Origin of the sequence: Psychrobacter sp. 1Y1 (genome assembly GCF_051847395.2) — a bacterium.
Classification (GTDB): domain Bacteria; phylum Pseudomonadota; class Gammaproteobacteria; order Pseudomonadales; family Moraxellaceae; genus Psychrobacter.
This window is the reverse complement of the sequence record NZ_JBPYDF020000001.1, coordinates 1732330-1747219: the sequence shown is the minus strand read 5'-3', so window position 1 is coordinate 1747219 and position 14890 is coordinate 1732330. Positions and strand designations below refer to the sequence as shown.

At 43.1% G+C, this 14890-nt stretch carries 15 protein-coding genes; 10 read left to right on the top strand and 5 right to left on the bottom strand.

All coding sequences use genetic code 11. The features are described from left to right. The first annotated feature begins 171 nt into the window (after positions 1-171). The 7 genes from ACS8FA_RS21280 (at position 172) to ACS8FA_RS21250 (ending at position 5831) form a co-directional block, all read left to right on the top strand. Positions 172-456, top strand: coding sequence for a hypothetical protein (locus tag ACS8FA_RS21280; RefSeq protein ID WP_397477999.1), 285 nt, complete (start codon positions 172-174; stop codon positions 454-456). Between the two features lie 177 nt (positions 457-633). Continuing rightward, positions 634-912: a hypothetical protein gene (locus ACS8FA_RS21275; RefSeq protein ID WP_439265218.1), complete on the top strand. Its 279-nt coding sequence runs from the start codon at positions 634-636 to the stop codon at positions 910-912. A gap of 194 nt (positions 913-1106) precedes the next feature. Then, positions 1107-1700: a c-type cytochrome gene (locus ACS8FA_RS21270; RefSeq protein ID WP_439265216.1), complete on the top strand. Its 594-nt coding sequence runs from the start codon at positions 1107-1109 to the stop codon at positions 1698-1700. Positions 1701-1840: 140 nt separating this feature from the next. After that, complete coding sequence (locus ACS8FA_RS21265) at positions 1841-2494, top strand: DUF411 domain-containing protein (RefSeq protein WP_439265214.1); 654 nt, start codon at positions 1841-1843, stop codon at positions 2492-2494. Positions 2495-2613: 119 nt separating this feature from the next. After that, complete coding sequence (locus tag ACS8FA_RS21260) at positions 2614-4314, top strand: copper resistance system multicopper oxidase (protein ID WP_439265212.1); 1701 nt, start codon at positions 2614-2616, stop codon at positions 4312-4314. Positions 4315-4339: 25 nt separating this feature from the next. Further along, positions 4340-5320: a copper resistance protein B gene (locus tag ACS8FA_RS21255; protein ID WP_439265210.1), complete on the top strand. Its 981-nt coding sequence runs from the start codon at positions 4340-4342 to the stop codon at positions 5318-5320. 43 nt (positions 5321-5363) lie between these two features. Beyond that, entirely contained in the window at positions 5364-5831 is a 468-nt protein-coding gene (locus ACS8FA_RS21250; protein WP_439265208.1) for a DUF305 domain-containing protein, read from the top strand. 35 nt (positions 5832-5866) lie between these two features. On the opposite strand, the gene ACS8FA_RS21245 is transcribed toward ACS8FA_RS21250, so the two are convergent. Both ACS8FA_RS21245 and ACS8FA_RS21240 read right to left on the bottom strand, forming a co-directional pair. Then, entirely contained in the window at positions 5867-6088 is a 222-nt protein-coding gene (locus ACS8FA_RS21245) for a putative antibiotic biosynthesis monooxygenase (RefSeq protein ID WP_057760053.1), read from the bottom strand. 171 nt (positions 6089-6259) lie between these two features. Next, positions 6260-7387 carry an alkene reductase gene (locus ACS8FA_RS21240; RefSeq protein WP_240990722.1) on the bottom strand — a complete coding sequence of 376 codons (1128 nt, stop codon included), beginning with the start codon at positions 7385-7387 and terminating at the stop codon, positions 6260-6262. 185 nt (positions 7388-7572) lie between these two features. Between ACS8FA_RS21240 and ACS8FA_RS21235 the strand changes: the two genes are divergently transcribed. Further along, entirely contained in the window at positions 7573-8457 is an 885-nt protein-coding gene (locus ACS8FA_RS21235; protein WP_439265206.1) for a LysR family transcriptional regulator, read from the top strand. 231 nt (positions 8458-8688) lie between these two features. On the opposite strand, the gene ACS8FA_RS21230 is transcribed toward ACS8FA_RS21235, so the two are convergent. Next, positions 8689-9516 carry a DODA-type extradiol aromatic ring-opening family dioxygenase gene (locus ACS8FA_RS21230; RefSeq protein ID WP_439265204.1) on the bottom strand — a complete coding sequence of 276 codons (828 nt, stop codon included), beginning with the start codon at positions 9514-9516 and terminating at the stop codon, positions 8689-8691. A gap of 88 nt (positions 9517-9604) precedes the next feature. Beyond that, positions 9605-10051: a DoxX family protein gene (locus ACS8FA_RS21225; RefSeq protein WP_160023207.1), complete on the bottom strand. Its 447-nt coding sequence runs from the start codon at positions 10049-10051 to the stop codon at positions 9605-9607. Between the two features lie 161 nt (positions 10052-10212). Between ACS8FA_RS21225 and ACS8FA_RS21220 the strand changes: the two genes are divergently transcribed. Beyond that, positions 10213-11121 carry a LysR family transcriptional regulator gene (locus ACS8FA_RS21220; protein WP_439265202.1) on the top strand — a complete coding sequence of 303 codons (909 nt, stop codon included), beginning with the start codon at positions 10213-10215 and terminating at the stop codon, positions 11119-11121. 89 nt (positions 11122-11210) lie between these two features. On the opposite strand, the gene ACS8FA_RS21215 is transcribed toward ACS8FA_RS21220, so the two are convergent. Continuing rightward, complete coding sequence (locus tag ACS8FA_RS21215; RefSeq protein WP_439265200.1) at positions 11211-11924, bottom strand: DarT1-associated NADAR antitoxin family protein; 714 nt, start codon at positions 11922-11924, stop codon at positions 11211-11213. A gap of 423 nt (positions 11925-12347) precedes the next feature. On the opposite strand from ACS8FA_RS21215, the gene ACS8FA_RS21210 reads away from it, so the two are divergent. Then, on the top strand, positions 12348-14825 hold the full coding sequence (locus ACS8FA_RS21210; RefSeq protein ID WP_439265198.1) for a heavy metal translocating P-type ATPase: 2478 nt from the start codon (positions 12348-12350) through the stop codon (positions 14823-14825). The last annotated feature ends 65 nt before the right edge of the window (positions 14826-14890 follow it).

Below are 14890 nucleotides of genomic sequence, written 5' to 3'. Positions count from 1 at the left end.
GGTGACAACATTGACTGGTAGCTGACAAAGATGTCATGTGCTCGTAATCAGACTGTCATTTTTATTTTGCCAACCTACATAAACGATAAATAGCTGCTCGTTTCAATACTTAGCTACGATGAATTATTTTTATCGGTAATCAATGTAAACAACTTACAAAAGAGGTTTTATATGAAAATTCACGGTTCATTAAAAAAATTAACACTGCTGTCGGTATCTATACTTATCGGTACTACCACTGCCAATGCGCATACGACTGATCTAAGCACTTCAATCATCAACAACTGCGACGCTGTGACTGAGTTTGCAAAAAACTTGGATCATAACGATGCTCAGCTCTCAAATTCACAAATGAAAAGCTATATCGATGCGAGAGTGGCTTGTGAGATTGAACACAAAGATCAACATCTACAGTCTGAAAAATACTTCATCAACAAATATGGTAGCGATAAGTGATATCAGCTCTGATGTCATACTAAAGGATTACTGACAACATTAAAAACCATAAATATTAAGATGACAGAATTGTAATCTTACCGTCATCTCTCTGTCAGAATCACTAAAGTATGCTTTAAAGTAACTTAATATCTTAAAGTCTTTTCGACTACATACCAATTTAAATAAGGATTTACCATGTCACTATTCAAATCAATGCCACTGTCTAAATCAATCGTAGCAACTGCTATAGCGTTAGTTGTTTCAACCTCTGCTTTGGCGCACGACCCAAAAATGCATGCTGAAAAAGACCAAATGAACTGTGAGAAAATGCAAAAGCATATGCAGATGATGCAAAAAATGGATCATAGCAAAATGGATATGAATGATCCTGCTATGAAAGCCATGATGACTAACATGAGCAAAATGAAAGCGATGTACCAAAAGCACTGTGTGAGCAGCGATAGCGATTCGTAAATATCAATTTATAAGTTCAATACTATAGTCAGTTCAATATAATTTCGATACAAGGAAACCGAGTGCAAGTTATACATTAGTATGCTTAGCGAGGATGACGCTATAGCGGATTTATATAGACTTGACTATATTGTCAGAGAAGCTGATCAAGCAGTAATGGGATATTAAAGAAAATGGATTTTTAGGACAAACCTATGAAGTTCTTGTTAGGAATACTTTTTACTGTCTTTGTCGCTATTACGGGTATTTTTATTACGGTGACTAGTGGCATGATAAATATCGGTGCTGATCGAGCTCATAGTCCGCTGGTTTACGATTTTTTAGAAACTGCCCGCACACGCTCAATTGAACATGCCAGTAAGAATATTTTGGTTCCCAATTTAAAAAAGGCGGAAATGATCAGCTCGGGCGGTGCAGATTACAAAGATATGTGTGCAGGCTGTCATTTATCTCCTGGCGTCAACAGCACAGATTTAAATAGCGGTATGTACCCAAAGCCTCCTAATTTTACCGAGGCGGATATCGTTAAGCGCTATCAAAACGAAGCCGGTGCCAGACAAAGCTTTTGGGCGATTAAACATGGCATTATGGCATCTGGCATGCCCGCTTGGGGCGCTACTCACGATGATGACAGGATATGGGCGATGGTCGCTTTTATTAGATCGCTACCTAACCTAAATGAAAACCAGTACACCATGCTAACGACTCGGTTAGACGATAGTATGTTGGATATGTCATTTGATGGTGAGATGGATATGTCAGGTGATGGATCCGAAATGCAACATTGATTTTTTGTACAAAATGCAGTGCTCAATAGTGCTGCTTTTTGCGATTTGAGTTTTAAGCTTTGCTAGCACTATTTTGTCCAGTGATGTGGCTCTAATTTTTATAATATTTAATCGTCACACAGACGCTCGGGAGTAGTTTTATGAGACGCTATACTAATAGATTTATTAATGAACATAATCTGATATCTGGCCGTGTGCTCTCGGCGATCGTGGTATTGCCGTTATCGTTAACGATTGCCGCTTGTAGTCAACCTAATTCCGCTGCTGCTGACCCAACACCAGTAAATGAGCCAACTATTGCTACGCAAAACGTGCAAACTACGCACACAGAGCAACCAACAGCTGAAACGACACCCGTCAGCGCTCATTCAGATAACCAATCAACTATCCTAAGAAATATCTCAGCCACCGTCTATAAAGATGCCAATTGTGGCTGTTGCAAAGAATGGGTCGGTTATGCCGAAGGTCATGGTTTAAACGCAACTGCACAGAATGTCGAAGACGTGTCCTTGTTTAAAGAGCGATACAGCGTACCGCAGCAAATGCGCTCTTGCCATACCACCGTCACTACTGATGGCTACGTATTTGAAGGTCATGTCCCTGCTAAGTATATGGCGCAGTTCCTAAAAAACCCACCAAGTGATGCGATCGGACTTGCTGTACCGAGCATGCCAGTCGGTAGCCCTGGCATGGAATACCAAGATAAATTTATGCCGTATAAAGTGATGCAGCTTAACAAAGATGGCTCAACAGCTATTTATGCAATTATTGACACACCGCAGCAGCAAATCTAGCTTGGTTGTCGTTTAAATAGCTTATTCAGCTCTGTTAATAAGCGGCCAAAGACATAGGCTTGGCTGATAAACATATAGACTCAACTCTCACTTTATGGATATAAATCAGGTGAATCATTATGAACAAAACTATGCTTAACCGCAGGCGTTTTTTGACAGGATCTTCTACCTTGTTAGGGGCATCCATGCTGTCCATCCTACCGTCTATTGCCAATAGTGCGCTCGGTAAAGGCCAGCAGAATGTAGCCGTCAACAGTGATAAATCTGACCATATCGTACCTATCCTAACCGGTAATGAGTTTGACCTGTATGTCAGCAAGAAGCCTGTCACTGTCAATGGCAAGTCGAGTATGGCAACCCTCATCAATGACTCATTGCCAGCACCAACGCTAAAGATGCGTGAAGGCGATACAGTCATCATCCGTGTCCATAATCAGATGGATGAATCAACCTCTATCCATTGGCATGGTCTGCTCGTCCCATTTGAAATGGATGGGGTACCGGGTATTAGCTTTGACGGTATTCCTGCGAACAGCACCTTTACCTATAAATTCAAACTTAAACAATCAGGCACCTATTGGTATCACTCACACAGTGGATTCCAAGAACAAACCGGTATGCTGGGTGCCATTGTGATTGAGCCAAAAGGCCGTGAGCGTCATCCAATCGAGGAAGACCACGTTATTGTGCTGAGTGATTGGACGCATCGCGATCCGCACAATCTACTGAAGCTGCTCAAACAGCGCGCTGACTTTGATAATTATCATCTGCCAGACTTCAAAAAACTATTGTCTGATATTGCCGCAACAGATTTAGCAGCCGTTTATGATAAGCGCAAAATGTGGAATCAGATGCGCATGATGCCGACGGATTTTACTGATTTATCTGGCGAAAAGACCTTTACCTATCTAATGAATGGTAAGACCACAGCCGCCAATTGGACACAGCTAGTGAAAGCGGGACAGCCCGTCAAACTACGCTTTATCAATGCTTCAGCACAGACGATATTTGATGTGCGTATACCGGGTCTCAAAATGACGGTGGTGGCAACAGATGGTATTGACGTCGCACCCGTTGCGATTGATGATTTCCGCATTGGCGTGGCTGAGACCTATGATGTCATCGTCACGCCTACTCAAGACGCACATACGATATTTGCCCAAAACATCGATCGTTCAGGCTATGTCGCGACCACGCTTGCAACTAAAAAAGGCGCGCGAGCTGCCATACCGGCTATGGACAAGATCGAATGGCTAACCATGGCCGATATGATGGGTGCGATGGGTGATAAAGGCTACAAAGCAAAGCATGCTAAGACCGAGTATGACTTTAAATCTGATATGCGTGTCGACAGTCCACGTATGAACCTCGATGATCCCGGTATTAACCTGCGTGATATTGATAGAAAGGTTTTGACTTATGACCAATTACGTTCCGTGGATGAGGCTATATTTGCGGAGCAGCGTAATCCTACCCGAGAGATCGAGCTACATTTAACGGGTAACATGGAGCGCTATATTTGGGCCTTAGATGGTGTCATGTTTAAGGATGCAACGCCTGTCAATATTAAGCCGAACGAACGCGTACGTATTACCTTAGTCAATGACACCATGATGAACCATCCGATGCACCTGCATGGTATGTGGAGTGACTTGCGCACGCCATCTGGAGACTTTCAGGTACGTAAACATACGATTGTGGTGCAGCCAGCGCAAAAGATTAGCTTTGATGTGACGGGAGAAGTTGGACGATGGGCGTGGCATTGCCATCTGCTTTATCACATGGAAGCCGGCATGTTCAGAGAAGTTGCCGTCGTTTAACAAACCTTCGAATATGAGGCTTATTATGAAAATATCTAAGAAAAATCTGTCATTCATTGGTTTGTCATCGCTAGTCTTGCTCACATCCTCTTTTGCAACAGCTGCTGAGATGTCGAATATGGATCATAGTGGCATGGATATGTCAGGTGATATGTCCAATATGGATCATAGTGGCATGGACATGTCAGGTGATATGTCCAATATGGATCATAGTGGCATGGATATGTCGGGCGATATGTCTGGTATGGATCATAGCGGCATGGATATGTCGGGCGATATGCCTGGCATGCAAGGTGGGCAGCCACCAGCTGATGCTCGCAGTCCAGACTATTCAAATGGGGTTCCCTACGGACAGTATGGTAAGCCAATGATGATGGGCAGCATGCCATTATGGGGAGTGTCAGTAGACGACTTGGGCTATCAGTTTGATGAAGACCAAATCAACTTTGAGGCGACGGGTTGGTATGGTACTGATAGCAATCGTATAAGACTACGCACGGAAGGTAGTGCTCAGACTAAAGATGATAAAGAAATCGATAGCTTAAGCTCCCTTGCCTATTGGAAACCACTAAGTATTTTTTGGAATGGTGAAGCTGGTGTCGCTTACGATACTGAAAACGACAACGCTGCCGTAATGGCAGGTATTGTCGGTACCGCGCCTTATTTTATAGAAACGGATGCGAGAGCCTACTTATATACCGATGGTCAACTTCGTCTTGATCTGGGCGCAGAGTACGAATGGCGTTTGGATCAGCATTGGGTAGTCATACCGGAGGTTGGACTGACTGCCTTTAGTAAAGATGACCATGATAATGGTATTACCAAAGGCTTTAATGAGATGGAAACTGAGGTCAGGCTGACTTACGAGACATTCAGTCGCCAGCTAGCTCCTTATGTAGGTGTTAGTTATGAGACAGCGCTTGGCAAGGCTCGTGGCCAACGACGTCAAGAAAATGAATCAGTTGATAGCAGTAGTTTGACTGCGGGGGTTAAATTCTGGTTTTAACTGTCTACCCATTTTAATTTAACAAAACAATGGAGGTCATATCATGGAAGCTGCTAAGCAAAAAAATATGAACCCTTATGTAAAATTTACCTTAATGATTCTGACATCGACTGTCATCATGTATATCATGATGTACTTCAATACCTACCAGTGGGATCACATTTACTTTAGTGAAACCCGAGCTTATATGGCGCTATACATGGGTGCCGGTATGGCAGTCGTCATGTTGGCATTTATGACCAATATGTATAAGAAGACCAAGGTCAATTTGATGATCTATGGTCTAAGTGTATTGATGTTTGTAGTTGGTATCTGGGGCGTTAGATCTCAAGCAACGGTCGATCAAGTCGATTGGATGCAGGCGATGATACCGCATCACTCGATTGCCATTCTCACCAGTAGTCGCGCTGATATTGAAGATCCGCGTGTGCAACAGCTTGCTGATGATATTATAAAAGCTCAAAAACGTGAAATTGATGAAATGAAACAGTTGATTGATGAGCTTGAATAAGAGAATGGTGTACCAGTGAACGCTGCGAAAAGCGATTACTTTTTTCTGCTCAGACGCTCAATGACCCAGCCTGCTAGTGGGAAGGAAACTAGCTGTGTCAATGGAACGAGTATGATGGTTTCAATTAATACCACCACTGGCAGGCTTAATCCTTGGGTCACAGGCTTCAATAACGTCAATACGATTAGGAGCGTTGGATAAAGTCCGACATATCCTATCAATATGCGTATAAGTCTGTCTTTGGAATTCTGATTCATTGCCTACTACCTATTGATAAAACGATAAAAGAAAAACCTTTAAGCGACAAAAACAATAATTGTCGCTTAAAGATTGACTGTCTGTGAATATCCAGCAAGTCACAAATTTATAAATGAAAATAAGGCCATTAGTATTAATGGCCTTATCTCAGTCACTGTTTATATACTTTGCTATTCTTGATAGTAAGGATAATCACTGTAGCCCACATCAGTACCACCATACATCGTGGTAGGATCTACTTCATTCAATGGCCAGTTATTGGCAATACGCTCTGGCAGATCAGGATTGGCGATAAAAGGACGACCAAACGCGAATAAATCACCGTAGCCTTTTTCTAAAATGTTCACAGCTTTTTGTACCGTGTACTTGCCAGCATAAATAATACGGCCTGAAAACTCTTCTCTGACTGCTTGATAAAAAGTGTCTGGTAAATCAGGCGCATTATCCCAATCAGCTTCTGCAATGGACAAATAAGCAATACCCGCTTGCTCAAGCAATTTGACTGCTTCGACATAGGTATGATGGGGATCTGACTCTACCAAGCCTAAATACACGCGCGTCTCATCCGTACTCGCAAATAATGGCGCAAAGCGTACGCCTAAACGATCAGCACCCACCACATCACTGACAGCAGCGACGATTTCTTTTAAGAAGCGCAAACGATTGGTCAACGACCCACCATATTGATCATCACGGTGATTGGTGTGCTCAGAGATAAACTGATTGACCAAATAACCGTTAGCACAATGCAACTCTACCCCATCAAAACCCGCTTCCAATGCATTGCGCGCAGCGGCCGCATACATCGTTACCAACTCACCAACTTCATCGGTACTGAGAGCGCGTGGCTCACTTGGATCAGCCAATGCACCTGCACCTGGACCTGTTTCAATAAATACTTTGACGTTATCAGCGGTAATATCAGACGGCCCTACCGGCTGAGCACCATTAGGCTGCAAGCTGGTGTGCGACACACGGCCTACATGCCAAAGCTGAGCAAAAATAATACCGCCTTTGTCATGTACTGCTTGCGTGACTTTTTTCCAACCTTCAACTTGGGCTGATGAATGGATACCTGGCGTCCAAGCATAACCTTGACCTCTTGGCTCAATCTGCGTACCTTCCGTCACCATAAAGCCTGCTGACGCACGCTGTGCATAATAGCTGGCCATTAAGTCATTAGGGATATTGTCAGGTTGCGTGCTACGAGAGCGTGTCAATGGCGGCATTACGATACGGTTGTTGAGCGTATAAGGCCCAAGTGCTACAGAGGAAAATAATGTCTTTGTATCTGGAATAGTTTGTGTCATAAGTATCTCTTTTAAAGCAGCTGATGGCTTATTATTGAATGTATTGAGCCTGTTTTAATGCTTAATAGCTCATTTAGTGGCTACTTAAGCAATGTTGGTCAGCATAGCGTTTTGAGGGTACAATTAGAAACAACCAATTATTGTTTAAGATACAACTATTAATGGTACTCATTATGAATGGAATGAATCGGCTCGATATTAAGCAGCTTAGAGTATTACAAGCACTGCTTGATCTAAAAAACTTATCGCAAGTCGCACGCAAAATGGGGCTGACCCAACAAGCCATTAGTGAGCAGTTACGCAAGTTACGTGAGGTGTTTGATGATCGTTTGTTTATTCGTCAAGGCAATAGCATGGTAGCAACACCAAAAGCGCTATCGATGCAGCAACCTATTGACCATATATTAAAGCAGTTGGAAGATTTGTTAGAGCCAGAGATTTTTATGCCGCACACATACAAAGGCATATTTACGATTAGTGCGACTGACTATGCGACGCAGGCATTATTGCCGAAATTGTTTAATATTACGCGACGCGACGCACCAGATTTGAAGTTAATCGTACGTGATTTTGCCTCAGACAATATCAATCAGCTGATTGCAGCAGGCGAGCTTGATTTGTTGATTACCTTCCCTGAATTTATCCCTGATAACTTATCGTATGTGACTTTATTTGAAGAACAACATTTATGCGTGAAGGGTTGTGAAAATACCTTTGCCACAGAGCCATTAACGCTGGCGCAAGTGGCTGCACACGCGCAGCTCGTCGTGTCACCTTCGCGTGCTAATTTACGCGGCTCTCATGATCAATGGTTTGCAGAAAAAGGTCTAAAACGAAATATTGTGATGTCGGTTCCTAGCTTTTCGGCTGTACCAGATATTTTGCACACGACTGACATGATTGCGTTTTATCCTTCGCGATTATTGCCGAGCAGTAAGGTCAAAGAGCTTAAGGTTGAAGCATTGCCGCCTACTTTTAAGGTCATAGCAGCATGGCATCCACGTACTGCTGACAGTGGCATACATCGTTGGTTAATCGAGCAATTACGAAATATATAATAATTGACTTAGCTATAGCCAACCTTGAAACGACATCGAACATTTTTAAATTTGAGCTTGACGGAAATAATGTAGTGGCAAAATATATCAAATAAGAGATAACATCTCTTATTTGATATATTGTTAATAACTGCTCTATTAACATAAAACAACCTTTGATTCTGAGATTCAAAGGTTGTTTTATTTTTGACAATTACGCTGAAACACCGTGATCTATGCTTTTCAAAATACTTACCCAAACTGAAAGGCAGACAACTGCGTTTTTAGCACTTGCTGGGAGTAAATCTTGTGCCCTTTGTCACGTCCTGCTGCACCCACCGCTATCATAAGCGGTAACAAATGCTCTTCTGCCCCTAACGGATGTGAGTCAAGCGCATGAGGCGCATTTTTCCAATTAGCCAAGGCCGTGAGTCGTTTATTCGAATCTGCTGATTCTACAGTATTCGTTAGCCATTCATCAAAACGCTCTGATGGTTCAGTAAAACTAGTATCACCATAACCACGCATATTATGAAAGCTCATGCCGCTACCGACGATTAGCACACCCTCTGTACGCAGTGATGCCAGTGCTTGACCAGCAGCTAAATGCGCCTTCGGGTCTAAATCATGACGCAAAGATAGCTGCACCACTGGAATATCTGCCTCAGGGAACATTAGCTTAAGCGGTATAAATACGCCATGATCAAACCCGCGCTCCGCATCTTGTTGATTACCTACCTCTGCCTCTGTCAGTAGACTACTGACTTTCTCCGCCAATGCTGGTGCGCCTGAGGCTGGATAAGTCAAACTGTAAGTATGTTCAGGAAAGCCATAATAATCATAAATGAGGTCAGGTTGCTTACTAGCGGTGATACTAAATTCAGCTGTCTGCCAATGCGCACTAATGATTAAGATAGCCTTTGGTCGCTCAGGCAAACGAGCAGAAATGCTCTTTAAAAACGTTGCCATCTCATACCACGTATCCGCTGGTTGCCAATCCATGAAAAAGCACGGCCCTGCACCATGCGGTATAAACAATACAGGCTGGCTAACTGACTCATTAGATAAAAGTGTTGTCATGGCTTTCTCCTTGTTGCTTGTCTTAAATGGCTATTTTCAAACAGCTTTATTCACGAAAATTGAATAAAGCTATTTACAACTATAAAACCTATCCTAATTTTTCTGACAATACCTTATCCATACTGAGGGAGCCGCCACCTTGAATAGCTAGAGCAAGCGAAGCCACCATCAATGTTAGCGCGTATTCATAACCACCATTATCAGCGAACAGCCCATTACTGATATGGACAGAAAAAATAGCCACCAACATGGTAAAAGCTGCGGCTAAAGCGGCCGGTCTGGTTAGCAAACCTAATACCATAGCCAGACCACCGAAGAACTCAGCACCGCCTGCGAGTATTGCCATCAGGTAGCCAGGCTCCATACCCATACTGCTTAACCATTGAGCCGTACCTGCCAGTCCGTTACCACCGAACCAACCAAATAATTTTTGGGCGCCATGGGCTGCTAAAATTAAGCCAACGGGTACACGAAGAACTAAGGCCGCTGCTCCAGCTTTTGATGTCAAAATAGTATTTAATAGTGATGATTTCATTGATGCTCACTCCATAACGTATGATTAGAATAAATAGTGTCGAAAATGATATAGGCACACTTTACTATCAACGCTATAAAAGAGTAAGCTCAGTTATATTGAATAATTATCAACATACTGTTTATAATGGATTTGATATTGAGAGAATTATAAGGACAGATATGGATAGAATCGATGCCATGCGCGCTTTTGTCGCGGTAGTAACAGAAGGCAGTTTTAGTAAAGCGGCAATTACGATGCAGCTCTCGCCGCAGCTAGTAAGCAAGTATGTGGCAAAGCTAGAGGAGGAACTACATACTCGCCTGCTCAACCGTACTACACGCAAAGTCAGCCTGACTGAAGCTGGCAGTCAATACTTTACGCATACGCAGCAGATTTTATTGAGTATTGATGAGATGGCATCGCAGTTAGGCGGCTTACAGCAGCATCCCAAAGGCGTCCTGCGAATCAGTGCGCCCGTCTCCTTTGCCCTAAAGCATATGGCAAAACTCATCACTGATTTTCAGGAGCGCTATCCATCAGTTACCGTTGATTTGCAGCTGAGTGATCGAAAAGTAGATATCGTTGAAGAAGGGTTTGATATTGCCCTGCGTATCGGACAGCTCCAAAGCTCGTCGCTTATCGCCAAGCAGATTGCTCCGATTCGCGTGGTGTTATGCGCCTCGCCTAAGTACCTCAAAGCTCATGGCACACCTAAGCAACTTGAGGATTTAGAATCGCATCGCTATTTGCATTATAGCTATATGAATGTCGAAACTAAGGGTCAAATCTACAAATACCTAAAGATCAAACAATTCAAAGAACGTAGCGTTTTTCATAGTAATAATGGTGATGTACTCGTTGAAGCAGCTATTGCAGGCGGAGGATTGATATTACAGCCGACTTTCATTGCTAGCGAAGCGTTAAGTACTGGCAAGTTGGTGGTAGTGTTGCCAGAATATGAACCTAGCCCTTTAGGCTTGTATGCGGTCTATGCCCATAGAAAACTACTACCTCACAAAGTCAGATGCTTTATCGATTTTATGAACAACTACTATGGCACGCCGCCGTACTGGGATGAGAATATATAGCTCTAAACATAGAGACATAAAAAAACTACGATACATCATGTATCGTAGCTTTCGGTTCAAGCAAACTTAAGCAAGCGCTGATTTAATAATCAGATCCAACCTTCTTCTAACAGGTGCTCAGTATTGCTGATTTTAACATTATTGCATAAGTCATAGAATGCCATTGGGTCTTCAACATTATCGAGCAATTCTCTTTTATGCAGTGCCACAAATAACGCTAACGCATACGCTGCACTATGGATAGATTTTTTAGGATTAAAGGTAATATCAGTAAATCCCTGATATTGAATCACTTCCTCATGCAGCTGAGGGTTTTGCTTGAGAGCATTCACGTACAGCCAGTCATAAAACGTCGTTAACGGCTCTACGCCCCACTCCATACCAAAGTAATTATAGCCAATGAGCTCGCCCGAGGTCATCAATCGCTCATCCTTTCTGGCTTGTCTTGGCGCTACTGTTAACAAATCTGTATAAGGACCACCATCTTCAAAAACCATACTGGCTTGAAAAGCATTTTCGACACTATATGGATTGCCATCATGCTCATCAGTAATCTTTAAGCTAAACGGACTTAGCGGAAAACTCAGCTTATTACCAGATTTGCTGGACAGCTCTAATACTTGCTTAAATCCATACTTTTTACGAATGACTTGCTGTAAGTCATTGATGGATTTTTTCTTTTGTCTGGTCGCAAATCCCACATGTCGCTCAAACATAACCATATCCGTTTTTACCAAATTGTCACTATTGACTTTGGGCATGAATACGGGTCTTTGTTCTATCGTATTTGGTACTTCTTCCATAGTGATGTGCCTTAATATCAATGGTCTTGTATAAATATTTTGTGTTAACGGTGCTGAGATCACCTGCTGTTGACGGTGTACTCTGTCATTGCTAGCCGTGTTTATTATTGGTGTTTTATTCGCTAGCAGCCAAATACAGTGAATTGATCGAGAGTTATCGAACCCTATCAGCGCTCGCTGGGCAGTTTATCTTATTCTTAGTCATTTATCCTGCCCTATTTTAGAATTAATGCCGCCACACCTTCAACAATAAACCATAATTGAGCTATTTTGTATTCAACGCCAAATATAAGACGCTATTATAAATGAGCTTAAAAGTATTCAAAGAAATCTGCTTGACCTTACCATGATGTCAACCTATATGCTGTCGCTATAGATTTGAAAATAAGATTAAAAATATAGTTAAAAACGACAGAGGTTGTTATGAAAACAAAAAATACTAAAGCCCCTACTTATCATGAAGTACTGAGCATTGAAGGCATGAGTTGCGCCTCGTGTGTCGGACGTATCGAAAAGCAGTTAAAAAATATTGAACATGTTGAAAACGCCGAGGTAAATCTTGCAACTGAAAAGGCGACTGTTTATTCATCGCAGCCTGTAGATGTTGCCCAGTTAAACAAAGCGGTAGAGCGTGCAGGCTATAAAGTGACTGAAACCAAGCCTATCGAGCTATCCATAGAAGGCATGAGCTGTGCCTCTTGCGTTGGACGAGTAGAAAAATCCTTAGCCAAAGTCGCTGGCGTGCAACAAGCCACAGTAAACCTTGCGACTGAACGCGCTTGGATTAAAGCCGACGCTCAAATAAAAACGAGTGAATTGATTGAGGCCGTTAAAAAAGTGGGCTACGAGGCCAAACTGGTAGAACAAGACCAAAGTGATCGACAAGATAAGAAAGCCACGGAGCAAAATCAGCTTAAACGAGATTTGGGATTTTCTGCGCTGTTGTCACTGCCCGTATTCATTTTAGCAATGGGTTCGCATATGATTCCCGCCTTTCATATGTGGGTAGTGAATAACCTCGGCACTCAGCAAAGTTGGCTGATACAGTTTGTTTTGACCACATTGGTACTACTCTTTCCAGGCCGACGCTTTTATCAAAAAGGCGTGCCAGCCTTATTACGTTTTGCGCCAGATATGAATTCGCTAGTGGCGATTGGTACTATCGCAGCGTATGGCTTTTCTCTGATAGCGACTTTTATCCCGCAAGCGTTACCTGAAGGCACGGTGCACGTCTATTACGAAGCCGCTGCTATGATTGTGAGCTTGATATTACTAGGTCGTTATTTTGAAGCAAAGGCTAAAGGTCGTACTTCTGGGGCCATTCAGCATTTAGTAGGCATGCAGGCAAAGACGGCCCGTATACACCAAGATAATAAAGTCATTGAAGTCCCTGTAGAGGACGTCACCGCACAAATGATCGTTGAGATTCGTCCAGGCGAGCGTGTGCCTATCGATGGCGAAGTCGTTGACGGTCACAGTTATATTGATGAATCTATGATCACTGGTGAACCTGTCCCTATGAAAAAACAAGCCGGCGATCAAGTGGTCGGCGGTACTATCAATCAAAACGGTACCGTGAATATTCGAGCAACGGCCATTGGTGAAGATTCTGTATTAGCGCAAATCATTCGTATGGTAGAACAAGCCCAAGGCTCTAAATTACCGATTCAAGCATTGGTGGATAAAGTCACCATGTGGTTTGTACCAGCGGTGATGTTTTTATCAGCATTAACCTTTATAGTTTGGTTGATTTTTGGCCCTGACCCTGCTTTAACCTTTGGTTTAATCAATGCAGTTGCCGTGCTCATTGTAGCCTGCCCTTGTGCAATGGGATTGGCCACTCCCACCTCTATTATGGTCGGTACGGGTCGTGGTGCAGAATTGGGTGTGCTATTCCGTAAAGGCGAAGCGCTACAAATGCTTCAGGATGTGAGCGTGGTTGCCGTTGATAAAACAGGCACATTGACTGAAGGCAAACCTACCTTAACAGATTTCCAAGTCCAACAAGGGTTTGAGAAAGAACAAGTCTTACGTGTGGTGGCATCGGTTGAAGCAAAGTCTGAGCATCCCATTGCCTTAGCCATTGTACAAGCAGCAGAACAACAGAATATTCAACTGCTACCTATCACTGACTTTGAGGCGATGACAGGTTTGGGTATTCAAGCAAACGTGGCGGGCCAAGTGATTGACATTGGCGCAGATCGTTATATGCAGCAATTAGGGCTTGATGTTGCGCCTTTTGAACAAGATGCGCTACGTTTGGGGCAAGAAGGTAAAACCCCACTCTATGTATCGATTGACCAGCAGTTGGCCGCTATCATTGCCGTTGCAGATCCTATCAAAGAGACGACTCATGCCGCCATCGCCGCACTACATCAGTTGGGCTTAAAAGTAGCCATGATTACAGGCGATAATCGCCATACCGCCCAAGCGATTGCCGCAAAATTAAATATCGATCAGGTAGTGGCAGAAGTATTACCCGAAGGCAAAGTGGATGCAGTACGTCAGTTGCAAGAACAATATGGCCGAGTGGCATTTGTTGGCGATGGTATCAATGATGCCCCTGCATTGGCTCAATCCGATGTTGGATTGGCCATAGGTACAGGCACAGATGTGGCGATTGAGGCGGCTGAAGTGGTGCTAATGTCAGGTAGTCTGCAAGGCGTGCCTACCGCGATTGCCTTGAGTAAAGCCACCATCAGTAATATCAGACAAAATCTGGCTTGGGCATTTATTTACAATGTTGCTTTAATCCCGATCGCCGCAGGTGTCTTGTATCCCGCCTTTGGTATCCTGCTCTCACCCATTTTTGCGGCAGGCGCAATGGCACTGTCTTCTGTTTTCGTATTGGGTAATGCGTTACGCCTAAAGTATTTCAAAGCAACTGTCATTACAGAGTGAATATAGAATCGTAAAGGATATCCATATAGGGTTTAAACATTAATGCTTAAGCCCTTTCTAGGTTA